This window comes from Flavobacterium sp. N502540 (assembly GCF_025947365.1).
GTDB lineage: Bacteria > Bacteroidota > Bacteroidia > Flavobacteriales > Flavobacteriaceae > Flavobacterium.
The window spans coordinates 554,661-579,478 of record NZ_CP110012.1 but is presented as its reverse complement, the minus strand read 5'-3'; the positions used below and the strand labels follow the sequence as shown (position 1 = coordinate 579,478).

Here is a 24,818-nt window from a genome sequence, read left to right as displayed (position 1 = left end):
AGGTGTGTTTTAATTTTGCTGTGAAACAAAATAAAAAAAGATGAAAACAATTAAAATTTACGCTGTAATGTTACTCGTATTTGCAGTTTTACCTTTCACAGCTCAATCACAAAAACAATCAAAAACAATGGACAATTCAACTATTCAGAAATTTTACGTAATTGGCATAGCAACAAGAACTATAAATGAAAAAGGAAAGTCTGCCGTAGACATAGAAGCGTTATGGACAAGATTTTGGGGTGAAGAAATTCAAAAACAAATACCAAATAAAATCAGTGATGATATTTATGCTGTTTACAGGGATTACGAAACAGATTTTAACGGGGCGTATACGTTAATTATAGGCTCCCGCGTAAGTATATTAGAAAATGTTCCAAAGGGTTTTGTGGGGATAACAATTGAAACCGATGTTTACCAAAAGTACATTTCAAAAGGTAAAATGCCTGAAGCTGTTTTTAATACATGGCTCGAAATATGGCAGGATAAAAGTTTGAATAGGGCTTACAAGTCAGACTTTACTATTCATGGGAGAAAGTATTATGATGGAAATAATGCTGAGGTCGAAACGTATATTTCAATACTACATTAGCTATTTTTAATCTTTGATGGATTTTTACTGAAAATTTATTTTAAAAAGTAAGATATTTGCAGTCGTTCAGAATCTGAGAAAAAGAAGTTCTGAAAAGACAGTAATTCATAAGGAGATTTTTAAATTTTAAGATTCAAAAAAAATCTAATAATCTAAAGATCCCAAAATCTAATAATCTAAAAAAATGGCTTCAAAACCAAGCATACCACAAGGAACAAGAGATTTTTCACCAGCGGAGGTGTCAAAACGTCAATATATTATTCAGGTTATCAAACATAATTTTGAGAAATTTGGCTTTCAGCCGATTGAAACCCCCTCATTTGAAAATTCAGATACTTTGATGGGGAAGTATGGGGAAGAAGGAGATCGTTTGATTTTTAAAATATTAAATTCAGGAAATTTTTTCTACAATAAAAGTAAAATTGAACTGCCAAAATCTATCGAGCAGCTTCAGGCTGTTTCTGCTGATAAAATTACTATTGCAGAAAGAGTTGAATTAAATTCGTTTACAAAACAAATTTCTGAAAAAGCATTGCGTTATGACTTAACAGTTCCGTTTGCGAGATATGTGGTGCAGCACCAGAATGAAATCGAGTTTCCGTTTAAAAGATATCAGATTCAGCCGGTTTGGAGAGCTGATCGTCCACAAAAAGGGCGTTTTAGAGAGTTTTTCCAGTGTGATGCCGATGTGGTGGGCTCAAAATCGTTGTGGCAGGAAGTAGAACTGGTGCAATTGTACGATACCGTTTTTACTGCATTAGGTTTAGAAGGAGTAACCATTAAAATCAATAACAGAAAAATTTTATCCGGAATTGCTGAGGTGATTGGTGCTTCTGATAAATTAATTGATTTTACGGTGGCTCTTGATAAACTGGATAAAATTGGTGAAGATGGTGTGAAAAAAGAGATGATAGAGAATGGTATTTCTGAAGAAGCATTGGTAAAAGTGCAGCCTCTTTTTAGTTTTACCGGAACTTTTGCGGATAAAATCAATCAGCTTTCCCATTTATTAGCTGCGTCAGAAGAAGGAATGAAAGGTGTGGAGGAGCTTAAATTTATTTGTGACAATGTGGCAACTTTAGGATTGTCGACAGCTACTTTAGATTTAGATGTGACTCTTGCTCGTGGATTAAACTATTATACCGGAGCCATTTTCGAAGTAGCGGCTCCGAAATCAGTTTCGATGGGTTCTATCGGAGGTGGAGGAAGATACGACGATTTGACGGGTATTTTTGGTTTGAAAAATATGAGTGGTGTTGGAATTTCTTTCGGACTAGATCGTATTTATTTAGTTTTAGAAGAATTACAGTTGTTCCCGGAAACTGTTTCGGCGACTTCAAAGGCATTGTTTATTAATTACGGAGATGCAGAGGCTTTGTATGCATCGCAGGCCATTCAGAAATTACGTCAGGAAAATATAAAAGTAGAGCTTTATCCGGATAATGTAAAAGTAGGGAAACAGTTTCAATATGCTGATAAAAGACTGATTCCTTTCGCGGTAATTGCAGGAGATCAGGAAATCGCTTCAAATTCGTATTCACTTAAAAACCTGGTAACTGGCGAGCAGATTACGGTAGATTTTGAAGGATTGAAAAATGCTTTGCTGGCTTAGATTTTTATGCTGAAATAAAATATTTTTTTTGCGCAGATTCAGTCGAATTTGCGCATTTTTTTTGTTTAAACGAGATCTAAAAAAGGAATAATTCGAGAATTCGTAACAGAAAGGAGACAAGTCTGACGTGATTATTTTTCACACAGATTCGGCAGATTAAGCAGATTTTTTGTTTTTATGTAAGCTTGTTAAGAATTAATTCGGGAATTCGTGGCGGAAGGGAGACAAGTCTGGTGTGATTTTTTTCACGCAGATTCGGCAGATTAAGCAGATTTTTTGTTTTTATGTAAGCTTGTTAAGAATTAATTCGTGAATTCGTGGCTAAAAAAAGATAAGTTTGGCTTGATTTTTACTTCAAGCAGATTTACTTTTAAATCCGTTAGTAAATGGTCTGCTCAAAGAATGTTTTCTGTAATTCGTTGCAGAAGAAAAAGTTAGGTGAAAAGCTGTAGCGTTGCTGATTTTTTATTGAATTAAAAGCAGTGAAATAGTTGCCGGAAGAGAAAAAAAGCGTTTAATTTGCGACTTCAAAATACGGGCGTAGTTCAAGGGTAGAATAGCGGTCTCCAAAACCGTTGATGGGGGTTCGAATCCCTCCGCCCGTGCAATAATAGTCTTGCTTCCACTGTTTAATATTATCGCTTTACTGGCTTAGTTCTTTATGTCAGTTGGATAAGTTGGAGTTTTTTTGTCTCTCATAGATTCTGTAAATTTATTTTGGTTGAAAAGCTGCATTAGAAATAATTCGCGAATTCGAGGCAATCAAAAAAATGTTCTAACACAATCACAAAAGAAATCATAAAAAAAAGCTTCGTCTCATAAGGCGAAGCTTTTTTTAATATAAGGTAAACTTGAATTAATAATTATTTACAAAGCCGAGGCTAACCCTTAAATTCAATTTTGATAGGTAATAAATTTAGTTTTCAATTGGATTTCAAATATACTATAATCTATATCGTGATAGTCTTAAAATTATACTAAATTTTAAAAGGCTGTTTTGCTTTTTAAATGACTCAGTTTTAATAAAGTGACAATTTGACATTTTGAAAGATTTGGCAGTACTTTTGCAATCCAAAAGAAAGAATAAAAAATGAAGTTTAAGAATATTTTTAAAAATAAAAGTAATATGACTACGGAAAATACAGAATTCGATCAGGAATTAGATGATGTAACGTTAGAGAACAACGCCAACGGTGAGCAGTTAATTGTTGAAGAATTAAGTGTTGAAGAGCAATTGGCTCAAGACTTGGCAAAAGAAAAAGATAAGTTTTTGAGACTATTTGCTGAATTCGAAAATTACAAAAAAAGAACTTCAAAAGAGCGTATCGATTTGTTTAAAACTGCAAATCAAGATGTTTTATTGGCCATGTTGCCAGTTTTAGATGATTTTGACAGAGCTATAGTAGAGATCAATAAATCGGAAGATGAAACTTTGACAAAAGGAGTTGAATTGATTCATGAAAAATTAAAAAATACTTTAGTTTCTAAAGGTTTAGAGCAAGTTGAATTAAAAGCAGGTGATGCTTTTGATGCTGATTTTGCTGAGGCAATTACCCAAATTCCGGCTCCGTCTGAGAAATTAAAAGGGAAAATTGTTGATGTTATCGAAAAAGGGTACAAATTAGGAGACAAAATTATTCGTTTCCCTAAAGTTGTTATCGGGAACTAAGAAAAACAAATGACATATTCTGAAAGTCAATTTTTAAAGTATTGGAATTCGGAATTTTAAATTTGGACACAAGCGCTAGCGAACTGGCGAAGCAATTTAACCTAAATTATGAAAAAAGATTTTTACGAAATACTAGGCATTTCAAAAAATGCTGACGCTGCCGAAATTAAAAAAGCTTATAGAAAAAGTGCATTAAAATATCATCCGGATAAAAATCCGGGCGACAAAGAGGCAGAAGAAAACTTTAAATTAGCGGCAGAAGCTTATGAAGTACTAAGCGATCCGAACAAAAAAGCGAAATACGATCAGTACGGACATCAGGCTTTTGATGGTTCTGGCGGATTTGGCGGTGGTCACGGCGGTATGAATATGGATGACATTTTCAGCCAGTTTGGTGATATTTTTGGAGGTGGATTTGGTGGTTTCGGCGGAGGCGGAGGCGGTGGCCCTCGTCGTGCTAAAGGAAGTAATCTTCGAATTAAAGTTAAACTGACTTTAGAAGAAATTGCAAATGGTGTTGAGAAAAAAGTAAAAGTAAAACGTAAAGTTCAGGCTAAAGGAGTTACCTATAAAACATGTTCGACTTGTAACGGTCAGGGACAGGTAATGCGTGTAACCAACACTATTTTAGGAAGAATGCAATCTGCGTCAACTTGTCCTGCTTGTGGCGGGTCTGGTCAGATTTTAGATAAAAGACCATCTGAAGCGGATGCACAGGGAATGGTTTTGGAAGACGAAACTGTTTCAATCAAAATCCCTGCGGGAGTGGTAGATGGCATGCAGTTAAAAGTTTCTAATAAAGGAAATGATGCCCCGGGAAACAGTATTCCTGGTGATTTAATTGTTGCTATTGAAGAATTGGAACACGAGTTTCTGAAACGTGAAGGCGAAAACATTCATTACGATTTATACATCAGTTTCCCGGAAGCCGTTTTAGGAGTTTCTAAGGATATCGAAGCGATTAATGGAAAAGTTCGTATCAAATTAGAAGAAGGAATTCAGTCCGGAAAAATCTTAAGATTAAAAGGAAAAGGTATTCCAAGTATCAATGGTTACGGAAATGGAGATTTGTTAGTTCACGTAAATGTATGGACGCCAAAAACGTTGAACAAAGAGCAAAAACAATTTTTTGAAAATGCACTTAACGACGATCACTTTATTCCTAGCCCTGAAAAATCAGAAAAATCATTTTTTGAAAAGGTAAAAGATATGTTTTCATAAATCGGACTTTTTCTAAAAGGAATCAACAATAAATTTAAGAAACCCATTCTATAGTAAACCGTAGAATGGGTTTTTTGTGTGAATAGTACAAGATTTCGATACTATTTATTTACTTTTACATCCATAATGCCGCAATGGTCAAACTGACGCAGAAAATCTTAATTATAGCATGAGCAACTTACTCGAAGTACATAAAGTCGTAAAACAATACGGTGATTATGTAGCGCTTAACGAAGTTTCATTAAATGTGCCAAAAGGTAGTATTTATGGACTACTTGGTCCCAATGGAGCCGGAAAAACTTCCCTGATCCGAATTATAAATCAAATTACTTTACCTGACGGTGGTGAAGTGATTTTGGATGGAGAAAAATTACAGCCCAAACACATACAACATATTGGTTATCTTCCTGAAGAAAGAGGATTGTATACTTCGATGAAAGTTGGAGAGCAATGTTTGTATCTGGCTCAAATGAAAGGACTTTCTAAAGCTGAGGCAAAATTACAATTGGAGTATTGGTTTGATCGTCTTGGAATTCAGGGCTGGTGGAACAAGAAAATTCAGGAGCTTTCTAAAGGAATGGCGCAAAAAATTCAGTTTGTGGTATGTGTGCTGCACAAGCCTAAATTGCTGATTTTTGACGAGCCCTTCTCGGGATTTGATCCTGTGAATGCAAATGTAATCAAAGATGAAATCTTGGCACTTAAAGAACAGGGGGCTACCATTATTTTTTCGACACATCGTATGGAAAGTGTAGAAGAACTTTGTGATCATATTGCCTTAATTCATAAATCAAATAAACTGATTGAAGGAAAAGTAAGTGATGTAAAGCGCCAATTCCGAACCAATAGTTTTGAAGTGGGAATTTTAACGGATAATGTAGAAGGCCTGATGTATGATATTACACAAAAATTCACCGTGTCGCCGGCAAGTTTTAAATCCTTAAATGACGATCTGAAATTGGATATTCAAATTGGAAACGCAGCACCAAATGAGTTATTGCATTTACTAACGCAACGCGGACAGGTTACCCATTTTGTAGAAAAAATACCAAGCATAAACGATATTTTTATTCAAACAGTAACGGGATAGATTGTTGGATTTTTAGATTTCAGGATTCTTAGAATGAATCAGGAGATCTAAAAAAAAATCTAATAATCTAAAAAGTCTAAAAATCTTATAATCTAAATAAATGAGTATAATTTCATTAATTATAAAAAGAGAGTTTATTGCAAAAGTGCGCAATAAGTCTTTTGTTGTCATGACCTTTTTGAGTCCGTTATTGTTTGTAGCAATCGCAGGATTCATTGGGTATCTGAGTTCAATGAAAGCAGAGACGAAAAGAATTGCTATTCATGACGAAACAGGTTTGTTTGCGCAGGATTTTCTAAAACAGAATAAGGAAGAAGCCGAGTTTAAATACCTCAATTTGTCTGAAATTGATACAAAAGCCTTAAAAGACAGTATTACTAACGAAAGCTTTGACGGTTTAATTGTTATTCCAAAAACAGGTAATTTATCAGATTTAGAAAGTAAAATAGAGTTTATTTCGAATAACAGTCCCAGTATTTCTTTTATCGAAAAAACACAGGATGTAATCGCATCAAAAATTACCAAAATAAATCTTGAAACGGCAAAACTGGACACTTTGGCCATTCAAAAAGCGCAGTCGGATGTGAATATTCATTTGGTAAAAGCATCCGGAGAAGAGAGTTTAAAAGGGTTGAATGAGATAAAAATCGGAATAGGAGGTGCTTTTGGGTATCTGATTATGATGTTTATTATCATTTATGGCAATATGGTCATGCGAAGTGTGATTGAAGAAAAAACCAACCGAATCATCGAAATTATTATTTCGTCGGTAAAACCATTTCAGCTGATGATTGGTAAAATTGTGGGAACTTCACTTGCAGGATTACTTCAATTTATGATTTGGGCCATCATAGGTTTGGGATTAATGTTTGCCGCATCGGCTTTTTTTGGAGTAAATGTTGGTCCAACAGCCAGAATCTCACCGGAATTAATGCAGTCTGCTCAACATGAAATGTCGGGAACAGCTCAAATGTATATTCGCGAATTATGGAATTTACCAATTGCCAGTATCATAATTGGCTTTGTAATTTATTTCATTGGAGGGTATTTTTTATACAGTTCGTTTTACGCAGCTATCGGTGCTGCAGTAGACAACCAAACCGATTCACAGCAATTTCTTTTGCCGATCATTATGCCATTGATTTTAAGTGTCTATGTTGGTTTTTTTACGGTTGTAAATGATCCTCACGGAACCATTGCCGTGGTATTCTCGATGATTCCGTTAACCTCGCCAATTGTCATGTTAATGCGACTTCCGTTTGGAGTGCCGTGGTGGCAAATTGCGATTTCGGTATCATTATTGTTTGCTACCTTTTTCCTTGTAGTATGGTTCGCTGCCAAAATTTACCGAATAGGGATTTTAATGTATGGCAAAAAACCAACCTGGAAAGAATTGTATAAATGGCTTAAATATTAATTTTTAAAGTAGCTAAGATGCTAAGATTCTAAGATGCTAAGTTTTTTTAGCTTCTTATAGAAAAACCTTAGAACCTTAGTAACTCAGAACCTTAGAACCTCAAAAGAATGAGTAAAATACTAATTATAGAAGACGAAGCGTCCATCAGAAGAGTTTTGGTAAAAATTTTATCGGAAGAAAATGATACGTATCAGGTAGATGAAGCAGAAGATGGTGCTGCAGGTCTTGAGAAAATAAAAAACAACGATTACGATTTGGTGTTGTGTGATATCAAAATGCCAAAATTAGACGGAGTTGAGGTTTTAGAAGAAGTAAAGAAAATCAAACCGGAAATTCCGATGGTTATGATCTCCGGTCATGGTGATATGGAAACCGCGATTCATACGATGCGTTTAGGAGCTTTTGATTATATTTCGAAACCACCAGATTTGAATCGATTGCTGAACACTGTTCGTAATGCTTTAGATAAAAAACAACTCGTAGTAGAGAATAAGATTCTGAAGAAAAAGGTTAGTAAAAACTATGAGATGGTAGGGGAAAGCGAAGCGATCAGTCATATTAAAGTAATGATTGATAAAGTAGCCCAAACCGAAGCCAGAGTTTTGATTACAGGTCCAAATGGAACCGGAAAAGAGCTGGTAGCACATCAGTTACATGAAAAAAGCGAGCGCTCAAATTTTCCTTTGATAGAAGTAAACTGTGCAGCTATTCCAAGTGAATTGATCGAAAGCGAATTGTTTGGGCACGTAAAAGGAGCCTTTACATCGGCGGTGAAAGATCGTGCGGGAAAGTTTGAAGCAGCCGATAAGGGAACTATTTTCCTGGATGAAATTGGCGACATGAGTCTTTCGGCACAAGCCAAAGTATTACGTGCGCTACAAGAAAATATGATCACAAGAGTGGGAGCTGAAAAAGACATCAAAGTCGATGTGCGTGTGGTAGCAGCGACCAATAAAGACCTAAAAACTGAAATTGCAGAAGGCCGTTTCCGTGAAGATTTGTACCATCGTCTGGCAGTAATCTTAATTAAAGTACCGCCATTGAACGAGAGACGTGATGATATTCCGGCATTGATTACTCATTTTACCGAGAAAATTGCATCAGAACAAGGTAATTCGGTAAAAGTATTTTCGCCAAAAGCAATAAAACTATTGCAGGAATACGATTGGACGGGAAATATCCGTGAACTTCGAAATGTAGTGGAAAGATTAATCATTTTAGGAGGAAGTGAAATCTCGGAAACTGATGTAAAAATGTTTGCAAGCAAGTAGATGCTTCGCGCAATACGCTTTAAGCTTTAGGCTTTGGGCTTCAAAAAACAATAATATTTTAGCTTATAGTCTAATGCTTAAAGCTTAAAGCATAAAAAAAATGAAACTGAAAAAAATAAACGAGAAATTACAAGAGGCTTTAATTGAGAATGGTTTAACAGAAGCAAATGCGTTGCAGCAGGAAACTTTTTCGACCATTAAAAGTGGGGCTGATTGTATCATTCTTTCTCCGGAAAAGAGCGGAAAATCGACAACAATTGTATTAAATGTCATTCAGCAATTGGCAGGGAAAACGGAAGAATCTCCACGTGCTTTGATTATTGTTGAAGACAAAGCCAAAGTGTTGGAAATGGAAGCGCTTTTTGAAAAATACGGAAAGTATACTAATCTTGAAGTTTATGGTGTACACGACAAAGGCGACATGGACTATGATAAAAATTATGTTTCTACGGGAATTGACGTTTTAATCGGGACACCCAATAAATTGAGTGATATGTTTACGACAGCGGGCTACAATGTAAACCGTCTGAAAATGTTTATTCTGGATGATGCCGATCCAATTCTGAAATTACGTCATGAAACTAAAATCATGCGTATTTCAAACAGTATCGCTAAAGTACAGCGAATCATTTTTGCTGAAGAACTGACAGAACGTATCGAGATCCTGGCCGAAAAAATGTTAGTAGAACCTTATCTTTTTGATATGGAGGATGAAGGAGAAGAGGAGCTTGATGAAGATGAGGATGATATTGAAGAGGAATAAATTTCTGAAATAATAAGTTTTGTATGGAGGTTTTCAAGACGCTTAAATTTTTAATAATTGTACTTTTAGGATTTTTTGTTGTAATTTATGTTTTGATCATTTCCTATATTTATTTCAATCAAAGTGAATTGGTTTTTAAAAGTGCTTCGCTTCCGAAAGATTATAAGTTTGATTATCAGCAAAAGTTTGAAGAATTAAATATTAAATCTTTTGATGATGTGAACTTAAATGGTTTGCTTTTTAAAACCAAAAATTCTAAAGGTTTAGTTTTTTATCTTCACGGAAATGCAGGTACATTAGAAACTTGGGGGAAAATTGCCAAAGTTTACACTAATCTGGGATATGATATTTTTATTTTGGATTATAGAGGTTTTGGGAAAAGTGAAGGTGAAATAGAAGATGAGGATCAGTTAAATAAGGATGTCGCAGTCGTTTACAAGACATTGTGTAAAAGATATCCTGAGAATAAAATAATTATTGCGGGCTATTCTATTGGTTCGGGACTGGCAACAATTTTGGCTTCTGAGAACAAACCAAAAGCCTTATTGCTTCAATCGCCTTATTTTAGTTTTACTGAATTATCAAGCGGCAAAGTACCCTTTTTTCCAAATATTATGAAGAAGTTTCATTTAGAGACTTTCACATATGTGACAAAAGTTAAAGCGCCGATTTATATTTTTCACGGTATTGATGATGAATTAATTTCATGCGATAATTCTGTTCGGTTAAATAAATTATTAGATTTTAAAGGGCATTTTTACGGATTAAAAAATCAAGGGCATGTCGGGATGAATGAAAATGAAGTCTTTCAAAAAAAGTTAAGCGGAATATTAGAATAAAAAGAAAAAATAATAGTAAAAATAAAATGTCATGGGATTAATGAAAGTGTTTTCAGGGAGTGAAGTGTTAGCAATTGCTTTGAAAGAAAGATTAGAAGAAGCCGGAGTAGAAACGGTAAAAAAAGATAACATCCAGTCGGCTCGTATGGGAGGATATGGCGGATCTGATTTAGCAGTAGAAGTATTTATTCAGGAAACTGATTTCGCCAAAGCAAATCCGGTTATTGAAGAATTTAGAATGAATATTCAATAGTTTTTTGTGAGATGTGAAATGTGAGATGTTAAAAGTTTTAGTGTAGAGAGACTGAACACTGAGACTGCAAACTGAAAAAAATATGCAATATAAAATGTTAGTGCTCGACATGGATGATACCTTGTTGACAGACGATCATAAAATTTCGGACCTTAATAAAAAAGTACTGCTGGAGGCACAGGCAAAAGGCGTTTACGTTGTTTTGGCTTCGGGCAGACCAACATCGGCGATGACTGCCTATGCTAAGGAGTTAGAACTGGATTTGAATGACTCGTATATAATTTCGTTTAACGGAGCGATCATCAGTAGGGTTAAAGATGATGTTATCTTGTTCGAACAAAAATTAACCGTTGAACAAATCCATGAGCTGTATGACTACAGTGTAAAAAAGAATACTCATATCATTACTTATCTGGATGGTGAAATTATAAGCGAAACCGATTCGGAATATATTGATGTTGAAAAAGAAATTACAGGATTACCACATAATAAAGTTTCTGGTTTTAAAGAAGCGGTTACAGAACCTGCAGTAAAATGTATTTTGCTGGCGGAACCTTCTTATCTAAAAGAAGTAGAAGCTGACTTAAAGGCAGCAATGCCTCATTTGAGTGTTGCGATGTCAAAACCTTTCTTTCTGGAAGCAGCACAGAATGGAATCGATAAAGCGGCCAGTTTAAAACTTTTGGCAGAGAAACTAAACATTCATCAAAGCGAAATTATTGCCGTAGGAAATGCCGGAAATGATCTGACCATGATCGAATATGCCGGACTTGGTGTTTGGGTGGATAATGTAACACCGGAGCTGCGGGACAAGGCAGATTTAATCGTAGCTTCAAATAATAACGATGGCGTAGCTGAGGTGGTGCAGCGCTATATTTTAAATTAATTTGTATGAAAAAAACAATTGAAACAGAACGATTACTTTTAAGAGAATTACTTCTCTCGGATGTTGATGGAATGTTTGAATTGGATTCGAATCCCAATGTGCAGCGTTTCGTGGGAAATAAACCTGTGAAAGAAATTGAGGAAAGTGTTGCTATGATAGAACACATTCAGGAGCAATATGAAGCTTATGGAACAGGGCGCTGGGCAGTGGTACTAAAAGAAACGAATGAGTTTTTGGGCTGGTCCGGAATAAAGTTTATTACTACGGAAATCAACAGCCATAAAGATTTTTATGAAATAGGATATCGTTTCATCGAAAAACATTGGGGAAAAGGTTATGCGACTGAAGCCGGAAAAGCATTTGTTGATTATGCATTTAACAAAATGAAAGTCAAAGCTCTTTATGCTTATGCCGATGAAGGAAATGAGGTATCAAGAAAAGCGTTAGAAAAATTAGGTTTTCGCTACGTGAATTCTTTTGAATATGAAGGAGAGCTGGAAGTTTGGTATGAATTGAAGCATCCAGATTTGTAAAGAGATAAAATGAAATGTGTCCCAAATCTTTGTAAACTCAAATTGCTTAAGATTTGCAAAGATTTGGAAAACAGTTCTCCGTTTTTAATACTTTAGAAAGAGGTATTAAATATTATTTTTTAGCTACTGAAACAAAATATTTGTTTCCGTCACCCATTGTCAATTTTACACGTTCGTCGCAAAGATCGATAGCGAAGTTAGCGCTTTCGTAGCAAGTACAAGTTGTGTTTTTGTCTTTAGACATTTCAGTTTTACAATTGTTGTTTTTAAAAGTTGACAATTGTGGAGTGTACAAGCTTACTAAATCAGTAGAAGCAGTTACTAATGAAATGATACTTGCTGAATTGTTGTTTGTAATTCTGTAAACGATTCTGTCAGTGTAGTTTACTTCATTTACGGTTACTTTACGAATATAAGTGTAAGCCGTTGAGCCTTCACCCGGTTCTTTTACTTCAAATTTAAATCCAACCGCACGAATTGCAATATCAAATTGAGATTGAGAGTTTAAGCTCGCCCAGTTTGTCAATGTGCTGATAGATGGAAATGGATTAGCAGCTGGAGCAGTTTGTGCCTGAGCGCTAAAAAGGGTTAAGAACATCAAGCAGATTGTGGGTAAAAATGCTTTCATATGGAGTTTTAATTTTTAATTTTTGCCTACTCTTTATGGTTTTCGGCCTACCCATTTTTATTATAACAAAACAACAACATAACGATGGAAAATCAAAATTGTTATGCGCTATTTATGATTTTGATGCTATAGTTTTTGTATCCTATTTTTTGACGAAGTGAAATTACTTCTAAAAATATTTCCAGCAAAGTTAAATGTAAGAAAATTTTAATTTAATATCTTAAAAAACGCACTTAATCGATGTTATTTGCGTTTAATCGATCAATTTGTCGTTTTATTCTTATCGAATTGGGTTGCGTTTTTTTCAGTTTAATTTTTTTTCCTGACGATTTGGTTTGATTTATAGTTTTTTGAAACAAATTAAAATAGCAGGTTCTTGCAAAATATTGATATATAGTATATTATTGATTTTATTTTAAAGAATATTGTATGTAAATTTGCAAACTCTTCAAAAGAGATGTAAATATAATATCTTACTACTTAAAATGTAGTTTATTCCTATGGAAAATAGAAAAAAAGTTGCCTTTTATACGCTTGGTTGCAAACTGAATTTTTCAGAGACTTCAACGATTGCCCGAAATTTTAACGATGAAGGTTTTGATCGTGTTGATTTTGAGGAAGTAGCCGATATCTATGTCATCAATACCTGTTCGGTTACAGAGAATGCTGATAAGCAGTTTAAGCAGGTGGTGAAAAAAGCAATGAAACTGAATGAGAAAGCTTTCGTAGCGGCTGTAGGCTGTTATGCCCAGTTGAAACCGGAGGAATTAGCCGCTGTTGATGGAGTTGATTTGGTTTTGGGAGCTACAGAAAAATTTAAAATTACGGATTATATTCATGACCTGAGCAAGAATGACATGGGTGAAGTACACTCTTGTGAAATTGCCGAGGCTGATTTTTATGTTGGAAGTTATTCTATTGGAGACCGTACCCGTGCTTTTTTGAAAGTTCAGGATGGCTGTGATTATAAATGTACGTATTGTACCATTCCGTTAGCAAGGGGAATTTCGAGAAGTGATGCTTTGGAAAATGTATTAAAAAATGCCAAAGAAATCTCTGCTCAGGACATCAAAGAAATTGTTTTAACGGGAGTTAATATTGGAGACTACGGAAAAGGGGAGTTTGGGAATAAAAAACACGAGCATACTTTTCTGGACTTAGTTCAGGCTCTGGATGAGGTTGACGGGATCGAGCGTTTGCGAATATCCTCTATCGAACCTAATTTGCTGAAGAATGAAACCATTGAGTTTGTTTCTAAAAGCCGAACTTTTGTACCGCATTTTCATATTCCGTTACAATCCGGAAGCAATGATATTTTGAAATTAATGAAGCGCCGTTATCTGCGCGAAGTGTATACTGAACGAGTTCATAAAATTCGTGAAGTAATGCCACATGCCTGTATTGGTGTAGACGTGATTGTTGGTTTCCCGGGTGAAACAGACGAGCATTTTTTAGAAACCTATCATTTCCTTAACGAAATGGATATCTCTTATCTGCATGTGTTCACGTACTCGGAAAGAGACAATACTGAAGCTGCAAATATGCAGGGAGTTGTTCCGGCAAATGTAAGAGCGAAACGCAGTAAAATGTTACGTGGATTATCAGTGAAAAAACGTCGTGCTTTTTACGAAAGTCAGTTAGGATCTAACAGAACTGTTTTGTTCGAAGGAGAAAATAAAGAAGGATATATTCATGGTTTTACAGAGAATTACGTAAAAGTAAAAACACCGTGGAATCCTGAACTGGTAAATACCCTGCAGGAAATAAACCTGACTAAGATTGACGAAGACGGAAGTGTTCGTCTGGAGTTTTTAAATAAATTGACAGAGGCTTAAACCTAGTTTGTCATTTCGACGTGAGGAGAAATCACACTAGAAACTCGACAAAGATTGGCGAATTTAGGAATGGAATTATTGGTGTGATTTCTCCTCACGTCGAGATGACAATAAACAGAGAAGCCCTTTATAAAAAAGGGCTTCTCTGTTTATTTAATAATTACTTCTGATTTTCCGGAATTACCAGTTTCAACGAATTAATATAATCGGTATCAAATTCAATTACCCTTATCTTTTGTGGATTAAAGCTTAATTCACCACCAAACTGACCTTTTGTATCCAGGAAATCGATAGTAAGTTCTTCATCCGTTAATTCGATTAGTTTTCCCAAATAAGCTGACTTTGCGGATTTTTTAGCAATTTGGAAAATACCGTATTTGTTTGTGATAAAATTGATGATCGAATTCAAATCTCGTATCGGAATGATATCTTCGGCATTTGTTTTCAGACCTTTTAAACGGATTACTTTTTCGGTAAATTCCAGATCCTGATCTCTGTGAATGGCTTCAATGTTTTTATTTTTCAATAGTACAAAACCATCCAGAATAAAATCTACCGGATTGTTCCGCAATAAAATCCAGTCATCCGAATAGTCAATAAGAAATCCGGTATAAAGTTCTTTCTTATCGGTAAATTCTATGGCAATTAATTGTCTTAAATAGTTTTCCATCGTTTAGTTTTTAGTAATTACAACATTTGAATTCCAAATTCCAGCTTGCAGCATTTGGAATTTGGAATTTTTCAAAAGATTGGAATTTATTTTTAGGGATTAGTAGACCAGATACTACTGTTTTTAATGAAAACGCGACGACTCAGTTTCAGTTGTGCGACAATCAGTTCGGCAATATCTTCGGGCTGCATTACTTTTTCAGGGTTTCCGTCTGTCAGATTTAAATCTTTGGCCATATCGGTAGCTACTGTACTTGGTGTTAAAGCAGTAACACGAATATTGTGTTTTCTCATTTCCTGCATCAAAGAATCCGTTAGACCCAGAACAGCAAATTTTGAAGCACTGTAAGCGCTTGTAAGGGCGTTTCCGTTTAAACCTGCTGTCGATGAAATATTAATGATGTCTCCCGCTTGTCTTTCGATCATATTTGGAATAACGGCACGGGTGGTATAATAGGTTCCCATAAGGTTGACCTGAATGATTCTTTCCCAGGCGTTTGGTTCTAATTCCAGGAATTTCCCAAAAGCACCAATTCCGGCGTTGTTGATTAAGATATCGATACTTTTAAATTCTGCTAATGCTTTTTCTACGGCACTATTTATAGAATTAATATCAGAAACATCAGCTGCTAAAGCCAAAGATTTTACACCTAAGTTATTGATTTCGATTGCTAACTGGTCAACATCTGCTTGCGTTCTCGAAACTAAAATTAGATTAACTCCCTCGTTGGCAAGTGCAAGTGCGATTGCTTTTCCTATTCCTTTTCCGGCTCCTGTAATTAGGGCATTTTTATTTTTTAAGTCTGTCATGATTGTCATATTAGAAATGCGAAAGCATCATTTTAGTACCACAAAAATAAGGCTTTTGCTTCCTAAAATGATGCTTTAGATGTTTTCTTAATCTAAGTTTAACAACTTTTTCTATTCTTTCAAAACCATGTCGATACACATTACAGCTGCCAGAATTAACTGCCTTTGCGGACTGTCCTGTGCTACAGTTTCTTCAATTTGAAGAACATAATTATCGGCACTGGTGAAGAGTTCTTTCCCCATTCCGGCCCATTTTTTACTTACCTGAGCCAGCTGCTTATTTTCGTGGGTAAATTTGAAATCCCATCCTGTCCATTTTCCCTGAAGTGTAGCAATTGGTTTTTCGTTTTTATCTAAAATTTCAAATTTGCCTCCAAAAGAAAAGAACTTTTGTTTAAAGGTTCCTATCAGTCTCTCTTTTTCGTCAAAAACTTCAACATTCGATCTGAAAACGGCAATACCTCTTTTTACCGAAATTAGTTTTTCACCTGAAGCTGCTGCGATTTCAACATTAAAAGGTGTCATTCTTTTGTAATCGGTGAAGCGTAACATTTTAGTGAAGAATCCAAGATTATTTTCTCTACAGTTCAGGATGATCTGATTGCTTTCCGGGTTATAAATGTCATAGTTGTTTGATGCTTTAAACATACCAACATGCTCTTTTACAAGAAATAAATTCTGATTTAAAATAGGGTTCATTAATTGATTGTGTGAAAATGATTAAATAATATGATTGATCTCCTTCTGAAAGGGTTTCAAAAGGAGATCAAATGTAAAAATAATTTTGTTAATAAACCGCTGTTAAAAATGAAATCTGTGTTATCAAATTTCAGTTATTTTTCTTTGTTGTGATAATTATAGCACCATTTATTCCTTTATTTCCGTAGACTGATGTTGCTTCAGTTTCCTTTAAAACTTTCATCTCTTTGATAGTATTCGGGCTCACTTTAGGAAAATCTTTAAAATTGATTATAACTCCATCAAGAATTACCAAAGGTGGATTAATAATAGATTTTTTTGATGGTGCACATATTATGATCTGACTATCGGCATTTACAGGTTTTGTATGAGATACATCTTTCTCCTGTGCATATGTTACGAGACAGAGAAATATAGAAAAAGCCAATGAAGCAAGTTTTACATTTTTCATCATAAAATTTAATCGAATTTTGCAGTTTCAATTAAACGGATAAATTCGGCCTTGTAACCTTCAGGATCGTTGGAAAGCCCCTGTTTGGCTAATTTCAAAATGGAATCAGAAGATTTATCTGAAATAAGTTTTGAATCTCTTAGTTTCAGACCGAACCAGGCCACTGAACTGCTGAATTTAAAATCATCCGAAGCTTTTTCCAAGGCAACCGATTTGTTTTCGATTACCTGTACCAGTTCAATACTTTTATCTCCGTCCGGTTTTTTATAACGGAATTTTATGGTAGCAAGTTCATTGCTGTAATTTGTTCCGGCTTCTTCGACTTTGGTATATTTTAAAGTATCAGGCTGCTGTGCCAAATAATCGCTTTTTACTCCGGCAGGAATAATTTCATAAAGAGCAGTAACGGTATGGTTGCTTCCAAGTTCTCCTGCATCAATAGCATCATTTTTGAAATCTTCCGGACGCAGTTTTCTGTTTTCGTAACCGATTAAACGATAAGCCTGAACTTGTTTGGGATTAAATTCTATCTGAATTTTTACATCTTTAGCAATTGCAAACATGGAACCTTTGAACTCTTTTCCTAAAAAACGATTGGCCTCCTGAATGTTGTCGATATAAGCATAATTTCCATTTCCTTTATCGGCTAAAGTTTCCATCTTACTGTCTTTATAATTTCCCATTCCGTATCCCAGGCAGGTAAGGAAAACGCCGGTTTTTCTTTTGTCTTCAATTAGCTTTTCCATGTCAGCATTAGAAGTATCTCCCACATTAAAATCACCATCAGTAGCCAGAATCACTCTGTTGTTTCCGTTTTTGATAAAGTTTTCTGCAGCAATTTTATACGCCAGTTCAATTCCGGCTCCTCCGGCAGTGCTTCCTCCGGCATTCAATTTTTCAAGAGCATCAATAATGGTTTTCTTTTCGTCACCTGAAGTTGGAGGTAAAACCAGTCCTGCTGCACCGGCATAAACGACCATAGCAACTTTGTCTTTCGGACGTAACTCATTTACCAGTATTTTTAATGATTGTTTCAGCAAAGGCAATTTATTCATGTCGCTCATCGATCCTGAAACATCAATTAAGAAAACTAAATTAGAAGCAGGCAAATTTTCGGTTGGGATGTTTTTCCCCTGTAAACCAATTTTAAGCACTTTGTTTTTGGCATTCCATGGTGAATCACTTACTTCTGTGTTAATAGAAAACGGATTTTGATCTTTTGGCTGTGGATAATTGTATTTAAAGAAGTTAACCATTTCTTCTACACGAACGGCATCTTTCGGAACCGCTTGTCCGTTATTGATAAAGCGTCTTACATTGGTATAGGAAGCATTGTCAACATCGATAGAAAATGTAGAAAGCGGAGCTGTTTTTGGACTCTCGAAGGCATTTTCTACAAAAGTATCGTAATCTTCTTCATTAGGTTCTACCGGCTGCGGAACAGTTATTTTTTTCAGTTTGGTATTTAATTCTTTCTCCGTAAGGTTTTTGTAAATGCCGTTTTTGGTTTCAATAAGTACGACTCCGTTTGAGGCTCTGCTTCCATAAATAGAAGTAGCAGCTGCATCTTTTATAACTTTTACTTCCTCCACATCATTCGGATTGATTTTTGAGAATTGATCAGATTTAACCGGAACACCATCGATTATATACAAAGGTTCATTTTTAGAAGAAAGAGATGCAGTCCCTCTTATAATTATGTTTTGATTGGGTGCAGGCTGAACATAATTAGAAGCGATCTGTAATCCGGCAACTCTTCCCTGAAGCGTTGAGGTAATAGTCTTAGAAGCCATTTTCTTGTCACGACGGCTGTAATTAGAGCTTTCGTAGTCGGCATTTGAAGATCCATAGCCTACGACTACTACTTCGTTAAGGGATTGCTGTTGGCCGGTTAGTTTAACATTAATCACATTTTTATTGCCTACGGTTTGCGTTTGAGAGTTGAATCCGATGTAACTAAAGATCAAAATGTCGCCTTTTTGTACCTTGATGGAATAATTTCCGTCAAAATCAGTTTGTGTTGTGTTTTTGGTATTTTTAATCCCTATAGTTACTCCCGGAAGTGGTATGCTGGCCTCGTCGGTAACGTTTCCTGTAATGATTTTCTCCTGTGCTGATGCTACGAAACATATAAGCATAGATAGGGCTAATGAAATAAGTTTTACGTTTTTCATGGTAGTAATTTTTAGATGAATAATCGGGCTGATCGTAGTCTAAGCCTTAGGCTTAGGAATGATTTTTTGAAATTAAATTTGAGTTTTTACCCTTAGTTTTTTGCTGCGGGTTTTCCTTTTCGGGTGGTAATGATTACGACTCCTTTTTTTCCTTTATTGCCATATTTAGAGGTGGCTTCGAGGTCCTGAAGAACGGTGATGGTCTTGATTTCCTGTTTGTTTAAAGGTGCGTACGGACTGGTTGGATTATTGCCAAATAATTCGCTTTCGGAATAATATATGCCGTCAATGATGTACAATGGCGCATCCAGTACCACCAGAGAATCTACATTTTCGGGCTGTAAATTTGGTAGCTCTGCCTGCATCATTTTGTCTCTTTTTGCATCGTCATTGTGTGACATGGCATTTCCGTTTAAAACAATTAGCGGAGCACTTTTTTTAGCCATTTGGACAGGTTTTTCGGCATAAACCATTTTGGCTGATTCTCTTCGCGCTGCTCCGGCATAACCATAGTTTTGAATGGCTTTATCTTTGGCAGTGTTGTTTTGTACCTCTTCTTCTTTAAAATATTCAGATGACGCAGCTACCGGAGGAATTATTTGATCTGCAACGGGAGCAGGACTGGCTTGCGTAACAATAGCATTGTCGGCTGCATACTGTATTTCCTGTACCGCTACTTTTTGCTGTTGTTTGATTTGCTGATCCAGGATTTTTACAGCTTCTGCTTTAGGTATTATTGGTGAATCCGAAGAAACAATTGCCTCTTTTTTCTCTAAAATGGACTGTGTTGCTTTTTCTTCTTCGTTCACTACAACTTTAGTAGTCACAGTAGGAACTGTTTTGTTGGATTTTAGAAATTGTGCTCCCAAAGAAAGAAGTAATAAAAGAGAAGCTGCAACCGCAATTTTTTTCCATAACGAAATGGTTTTTTTGTCTTCCTTTTTGTCTAGTTTGTCTTCAAGACGTGACCAGACTTTTTCCATTCCTGGAAAATCTTTAGATTCCGAGTTGTGCGCGGCCTCTTTAAATTTATCGAATATTTTATCTTGATTGTCCATGACTATTTTGCTTTTTGGTAATACAATTTATTTACTAATTCCTTTAATTTGGTTTTAGCGGCATTCAATTGTGATTTCGATGTGCCCTCAGAAATGTTTAGCATAGCGGCTATTTCTTTATGCCCGAAACCTTCGATAACAAAAAGATTAAAAACCGTTTTACAACCGTCCGGAATATGATTTAGTAAATTCAGCAAATCTTCTTCTTCCAATGCGTTCACTTCTTCGGTAAAAGGCTGCGAAAGCAATTTGACGTCATCAAGGTACATGTTGAAATTGGTGTTTTTCTTGATGGTTGCCAAACAATGGTTGACGGTAATTTTTCGCGCCCAGGCTTCAAAAGCTAAAAGCTCCTTAAGCTGATCCAGCTTTGTAAATATGGTATAGAAAGCATCAGCCATAGCTTCTTCAATTTCTTCTTCCTTCTTAAGGTATCGTTTGCAAACGCGATACAGTTTTGGAGCCATATGCTCATAAACCTGACGCTGAGCATCGCGGTTCATTTTTTTGCAGTTGGATATGAGAGTTTCGTTTATCACAATTGTTGTCTTTCTTATATAGAGGGATAAAAAGATAAAAAGGTTGGGAGAGAAATGAAAAAAAGTTTAAAAAAGGCTTTTATTTTCTTAATAGATGGTTTTAAAGGTACGATTTTCTTAATAAAGAGCCACTGTAGTACTTTTTAAGTACTACAGAATAAATGAGTTTTTAACTCAAAATAATAAAAAGTGAACGATCCTTTGTGTGTCTCTGCGAAATTTTTGAGAATCTCTGTGATACAATTAAGGCAAAGAGATTCTTTGCTATTTAACAGGTAAACTCAATTTAAAAATCTTCGTTTCTAAAAGCTCCGTATCATTATCCTCGCAAAGCAGAAATTCGATTGTATTGTTTTCTTTTTTATAGAAAGTTAAACCTTCGAATTTATGGGTTGCCGTTATTTTTTGAGTAAAATCGATTTTCATGGTTTTAAGGTCGATCCTTCCTATGAAGCTTCCCAAAATTTCACCATCATCATAAGTTGATTTGGTATTTTCTACTGTAGAAAGGAAATAGATTTTATCTTCGACCAAAACAGCGTCTGTAAAACTGGAGCGAATGCCTTTTATTTTTGGAAGTTTATAATTGGTTGCAACCAGAGCAAATTCTTCTCCCAGGCTTTTAGCATGGATGGTAAAAATGGTGTTTTTGTTAGAGATTCCGTTACCACGATTGAACAGGTACCAATTCTCACCATCAAAAATAGAACCTTCCAGATTAAAGTCTTCCGGTTTTATTTCGCCAAAACTTTGCATTAATGCGTATAAATCGACCAGATTATTTTTTTGCAGTATGGTTTTCTTTTTAAGATCGAATGCAATCATTTTGTTTCGGTTTTCGGTCGAACCGGAACCAAAAACATAAAGCGTATCGTTATGACTGGTTAAAGACTCAAAATCAGGTTTAAGATTTTTTGCGATATTTTTCGTCGGATTGTCAATTAAAGGGTGTTCGTTCAATTGCTGATTCTGCATGTTGTATTCGTATAGGAAACCACTGTTATCTCCAACAAGGTAAAGTGAATTGTCAGTAAAAAATAATCCGGATGCCGATCCGATTCCGATGATTTGAAATAATATTTCTAAAGTAAATTTTTCCATGAATACTGTTTTGTAAATAAAATCGCTGTTCCTGAAAGTATTAGAAGGGATAGCAGGGATATGCTTTGTAAAAATAGTATATTTACTAGTATAAAAACTCACAAATTATGAAATCGATAGATCCGAATGATTTTAAAGTTACAGAAAAAATAAGACTAGCAAAGATTCCAACTTTACTTGACATCGATGCTGATAGTGATGAAAAAGAAGCCAGACTGGATAAGGTACAGGCCAAACTAAGCAATTTGCAGGATGTAATGTATGCGCACAATAAGTACGCGGTTTTAATTTGCCTGCAGGGAATGGATACTTCAGGAAAAGACAGCCTGATCAGGGAAGTTTTTAAAGAGTTTAACCCGCGTGGGGTAGTAGTACACAGTTTTAAAACGCCCAATTCGACTGAATTGGAACATGATTATCTCTGGAGACATTATATTGCTTTGCCGGAAAAAGGGAAGTTTGCAATTTTTAACCGTACACATTACGAGAATGTTTTGGTAACAAGGGTGCATCCGGAATATATTTTGGGAGAAAATTTACCGGGAATCAACTCTGTGGATGATATTACACCGAAGTTCTGGAAAAGGAGAATCGAGCAGATCAATAATTTTGAAAGGCATATTGCCGAAAATGGAACTATTGTGCTGAAGTTTTATCTTCATTTAAGTAAAGAAGAACAAAGACAGCGTTTGCTGCGTCGCTTGGAAGAGGAGAAGCACCACTGGAAATTTTCGCCCGGAGATTTAAAAGAACGCGAACATTGGGATGAATACCAGCAGTATTATGAAGAAGCGATCAACAGAACTTCGACTGAACACGCACCATGGTATGTTGTTCCGGCAGATGATAAGGAAATGGCACGTTATATAGTGGCCAAGACAATCTGGGAGGAAATGCAAAAACATACTGACATTAAAGAACCTGAATTGGATGATAAAATAAAAACCAATATTGAGCTTTATAAACAACAACTTAGAAAAGAGTCTTAAAATAAGGCTCTTTTTTTTGTACTAATGTTAATGGAAGTTTATGAGTGTTTTGTAGTACTAATTTAATGTTAACGTTTTTTTGTTTTATAACGCTTTTTAGGAAAACTGTTGATTTTTTGATAATATCTAAATCATTTTAAGTTAAAGAGCAGGGGGTTACTTTGTAAAAAAAATAGAAACCCAATTTTTAACTACATGAAAAGAATTATTTTACCTCTAATTATGCTCGGTTCGTTGCTTACATCTTGTAATAACGATTCTAAAGACGAAGCAGAAACAACAAGTGTTGTACTGAAGGATCAATCTGTAACACCAAGTTTAATAAAAGCTCAGGCAGGATTTGAAAGTTTGAAAATTTACTCTCTTTTTAGCTCAGATGATGTTTTTGCAGACAGTCCTAAATTTGTTTTTGGAGGTTCTGCCGATGGTTCAGGTTTATTGAAAAATACAGACGGGACTTTTACTTTCTTGGTAAATAACGAAGACAATTTTGCAGTTTCGAGAATTACTTTAGACAAGACTTTCAAACCGACAAAAGGAGAATATTTACTAAACTCTAGCGGAGGAACGTGGAGATTGTGCGGAGCTACTATGGCTACGCAGGCAGAACACGGTTTCGGACCACTTTACTTAACTTGTGGAGAGTCTGGAGAAGAATCCCGTACACATGCTTTGGATCCTTATGCAAGTGCAGGAGGAGCTTCGGTTTCTAAAGAATTAGCAGGATTTGGACGTTTAAGTGCTGAAAATGCTTTACCATTGCGTTCTACTGCTTACAAAGGAAAAACAGTTGTAGTAATTGGTGATGATGACTCAGGAACTTACGGAGGTCAGGTTTTTATGTATGTATCAAACACAGTTGGTGATTTAAGTGGAGGATCTTTGTACATGTTAAAAAGAAATGACAGCAATCAAAGAGAAAAAGACATGACTGTGGATCAAACGTATCCTGTTTCTTTCGTGAAAATTGACAGCCACACTACTTTAACAGGAGCTCAGATCAATGCATCTGTAAATACTTTGAAAGCAATCAAATTTGGTCGTGTTGAAGATTTAGATTACCGCAAAGGAGGTAACAATGCTGACCGTGAATTGTATTTTAACGTAACCGGACAAGATATCACAGGAACGAATGCCGATGCTTCAAGAACGAAATATGGTAGAGTTTACAGATTAAATCTTGATGCTGCCGATCCGTTAAAAGGAACTTTAGAGCTGGTTTTAGATGGTGACAACCGCAGTGGAAAAGCAGGGAAATTCCAAAATCCTGATAATATCTGTGTAACCAGTAACTATGTTTACGTTCAGGAAGATGCAAACGGATACGGTGACGAAACACACGATGCTTACATCTATCAATATAACATTGCTACAAAAGAATTGAAAGTGGTATTGGAATTAGATCACCGTCGTACTCAGGCTGATGCTGCCAAATACAACGTAGGTAAACTATCAAAATTCGGAGATTGGGAATACGGTGCAATGATCGATGTATCAGATCAGTTGGGTATTCCGGATACTTTCATGTTAAGCATCCAGCCTCATACCTGGACTGGTGAAAAATATAAAGGAGTTGACGGCGGAACAAATCGTCCGAACGAGCAACAAGCAAGTCAAATTGTAGTGATTAAAGGTTTAGCGAGATAAATTTTTTAAGCATTATAAAACAGTCATCCACTATCTCAATTTGAGGTAGTGGTTTCTGTTTTTCTGAATATTTCC

The 24,818-nt window shown here is 35.6% G+C and carries 24 protein-coding genes and 1 tRNA gene; 16 read left to right on the top strand and 9 right to left on the bottom strand.

Annotated features, from left to right (window positions below):
• Positions 1 to 40: 40 nt before the first annotated feature.
• From OLM58_RS02595 to OLM58_RS02535, 13 genes are all read left to right on the top strand, one after another.
• Entirely contained in the window at positions 41 to 589 is a 549-nt protein-coding gene (locus OLM58_RS02595) for a GyrI-like domain-containing protein (protein WP_264531094.1), read from the top strand.
• Between the two features lie 184 nt (positions 590 to 773).
• Positions 774 to 2,201 carry a histidine--tRNA ligase gene (gene hisS, locus OLM58_RS02590; protein WP_264531093.1) on the top strand — a complete coding sequence of 476 codons (1,428 nt, stop codon included), beginning with the start codon at positions 774 to 776 and terminating at the stop codon, positions 2,199 to 2,201.
• Positions 2,202 to 2,735: 534 nt separating this feature from the next.
• Positions 2,736 to 2,806: transfer RNA gene (locus OLM58_RS02585), tRNA-Trp, on the top strand.
• Positions 2,807 to 3,291: 485 nt separating this feature from the next.
• Positions 3,292 to 3,870 (top strand): nucleotide exchange factor GrpE, encoded by a 579-nt coding sequence (locus OLM58_RS02580; protein ID WP_017495096.1) that lies wholly within the window; start codon positions 3,292 to 3,294, stop codon positions 3,868 to 3,870.
• Positions 3,871 to 3,978: 108 nt separating this feature from the next.
• On the top strand, positions 3,979 to 5,091 hold the full coding sequence (gene dnaJ / locus OLM58_RS02575) for a molecular chaperone DnaJ (protein ID WP_264531092.1): 1,113 nt from the start codon (positions 3,979 to 3,981) through the stop codon (positions 5,089 to 5,091).
• Positions 5,092 to 5,260: 169 nt separating this feature from the next.
• A complete protein-coding gene (locus OLM58_RS02570; protein WP_264531091.1) occupies positions 5,261 to 6,181 on the top strand; it encodes an ABC transporter ATP-binding protein in 921 nt (306 codons plus the stop codon).
• 100 nt (positions 6,182 to 6,281) lie between these two features.
• A complete protein-coding gene (locus OLM58_RS02565) occupies positions 6,282 to 7,598 on the top strand; it encodes an ABC transporter permease (RefSeq protein ID WP_264531090.1) in 1,317 nt (438 codons plus the stop codon).
• Between the two features lie 107 nt (positions 7,599 to 7,705).
• Positions 7,706 to 8,869 carry a sigma-54-dependent transcriptional regulator gene (locus OLM58_RS02560; RefSeq protein WP_070907512.1) on the top strand — a complete coding sequence of 388 codons (1,164 nt, stop codon included), beginning with the start codon at positions 7,706 to 7,708 and terminating at the stop codon, positions 8,867 to 8,869.
• A gap of 100 nt (positions 8,870 to 8,969) precedes the next feature.
• Entirely contained in the window at positions 8,970 to 9,632 is a 663-nt protein-coding gene (locus tag OLM58_RS02555) for a DEAD/DEAH box helicase (RefSeq protein WP_264531089.1), read from the top strand.
• 23 nt (positions 9,633 to 9,655) lie between these two features.
• Positions 9,656 to 10,471 (top strand): alpha/beta hydrolase, encoded by an 816-nt coding sequence (locus OLM58_RS02550; protein ID WP_264531088.1) that lies wholly within the window; start codon positions 9,656 to 9,658, stop codon positions 10,469 to 10,471.
• 31 nt (positions 10,472 to 10,502) lie between these two features.
• Positions 10,503 to 10,724: a putative signal transducing protein gene (locus OLM58_RS02545; protein WP_017495103.1), complete on the top strand. Its 222-nt coding sequence runs from the start codon at positions 10,503 to 10,505 to the stop codon at positions 10,722 to 10,724.
• An 82-nt stretch (positions 10,725 to 10,806) separates the two neighbouring features.
• Positions 10,807 to 11,610, top strand: coding sequence for a Cof-type HAD-IIB family hydrolase (locus OLM58_RS02540; protein WP_264531087.1), 804 nt, complete (start codon positions 10,807 to 10,809; stop codon positions 11,608 to 11,610).
• Between the two features lie 5 nt (positions 11,611 to 11,615).
• Positions 11,616 to 12,143 carry a GNAT family N-acetyltransferase gene (locus OLM58_RS02535; RefSeq protein ID WP_264531086.1) on the top strand — a complete coding sequence of 176 codons (528 nt, stop codon included), beginning with the start codon at positions 11,616 to 11,618 and terminating at the stop codon, positions 12,141 to 12,143.
• 112 nt (positions 12,144 to 12,255) lie between these two features.
• On the opposite strand, the gene OLM58_RS02530 is transcribed toward OLM58_RS02535, so the two are convergent.
• Positions 12,256 to 12,771, bottom strand: coding sequence for a hypothetical protein (locus tag OLM58_RS02530; RefSeq protein WP_026109828.1), 516 nt, complete (start codon positions 12,769 to 12,771; stop codon positions 12,256 to 12,258).
• 500 nt (positions 12,772 to 13,271) lie between these two features.
• Here OLM58_RS02530 and mtaB point away from each other — a divergent pair, with 500 nt between their 5' ends.
• Positions 13,272 to 14,606, top strand: coding sequence for a tRNA (N(6)-L-threonylcarbamoyladenosine(37)-C(2))-methylthiotransferase MtaB (mtaB, locus tag OLM58_RS02525; RefSeq protein ID WP_264531085.1), 1,335 nt, complete (start codon positions 13,272 to 13,274; stop codon positions 14,604 to 14,606).
• A gap of 160 nt (positions 14,607 to 14,766) precedes the next feature.
• Here the strand turns inward: mtaB and OLM58_RS02520 are convergent, their stop codons facing one another.
• The 8 genes from OLM58_RS02520 to OLM58_RS02485 all read right to left on the bottom strand — a co-directional run bounded on the left by OLM58_RS02520 (position 14,767) and on the right by OLM58_RS02485 (position 22,107).
• Positions 14,767 to 15,276, bottom strand: a complete 510-nt coding sequence (locus OLM58_RS02520) for a hypothetical protein (protein ID WP_264531084.1) — start codon at positions 15,274 to 15,276, stop codon at positions 14,767 to 14,769.
• A gap of 92 nt (positions 15,277 to 15,368) precedes the next feature.
• A complete protein-coding gene (locus OLM58_RS02515; protein ID WP_264531083.1) occupies positions 15,369 to 16,085 on the bottom strand; it encodes a 3-ketoacyl-ACP reductase in 717 nt (238 codons plus the stop codon).
• Positions 16,086 to 16,196: 111 nt separating this feature from the next.
• Positions 16,197 to 16,784, bottom strand: coding sequence for a phospholipid scramblase family protein (locus tag OLM58_RS02510; protein ID WP_264531082.1), 588 nt, complete (start codon positions 16,782 to 16,784; stop codon positions 16,197 to 16,199).
• A gap of 130 nt (positions 16,785 to 16,914) precedes the next feature.
• Complete coding sequence (locus tag OLM58_RS02505; protein ID WP_264531081.1) at positions 16,915 to 17,238, bottom strand: hypothetical protein; 324 nt, start codon at positions 17,236 to 17,238, stop codon at positions 16,915 to 16,917.
• A gap of 5 nt (positions 17,239 to 17,243) precedes the next feature.
• A complete protein-coding gene (locus tag OLM58_RS02500) occupies positions 17,244 to 19,409 on the bottom strand; it encodes a YfbK domain-containing protein (RefSeq protein ID WP_264531080.1) in 2,166 nt (721 codons plus the stop codon).
• A 92-nt stretch (positions 19,410 to 19,501) separates the two neighbouring features.
• Entirely contained in the window at positions 19,502 to 20,467 is a 966-nt protein-coding gene (locus OLM58_RS02495) for a hypothetical protein (RefSeq protein ID WP_264531079.1), read from the bottom strand.
• A gap of 2 nt (positions 20,468 to 20,469) precedes the next feature.
• Positions 20,470 to 20,970, bottom strand: coding sequence for an RNA polymerase sigma factor (locus tag OLM58_RS02490; protein ID WP_202701084.1), 501 nt, complete (start codon positions 20,968 to 20,970; stop codon positions 20,470 to 20,472).
• A 300-nt stretch (positions 20,971 to 21,270) separates the two neighbouring features.
• Complete coding sequence (locus OLM58_RS02485; protein WP_264531078.1) at positions 21,271 to 22,107, bottom strand: DUF6929 family protein; 837 nt, start codon at positions 22,105 to 22,107, stop codon at positions 21,271 to 21,273.
• Positions 22,108 to 22,214: 107 nt separating this feature from the next.
• Here OLM58_RS02485 and OLM58_RS02480 point away from each other — a divergent pair, with 107 nt between their 5' ends.
• Positions 22,215 to 23,096 carry a PPK2 family polyphosphate kinase gene (locus tag OLM58_RS02480; protein ID WP_264531077.1) on the top strand — a complete coding sequence of 294 codons (882 nt, stop codon included), beginning with the start codon at positions 22,215 to 22,217 and terminating at the stop codon, positions 23,094 to 23,096.
• A gap of 195 nt (positions 23,097 to 23,291) precedes the next feature.
• Positions 23,292 to 24,743 (top strand): hypothetical protein, encoded by a 1,452-nt coding sequence (locus OLM58_RS02475; protein ID WP_264531076.1) that lies wholly within the window; start codon positions 23,292 to 23,294, stop codon positions 24,741 to 24,743.
• Positions 24,744 to 24,818: the final 75 nt, after the last annotated feature.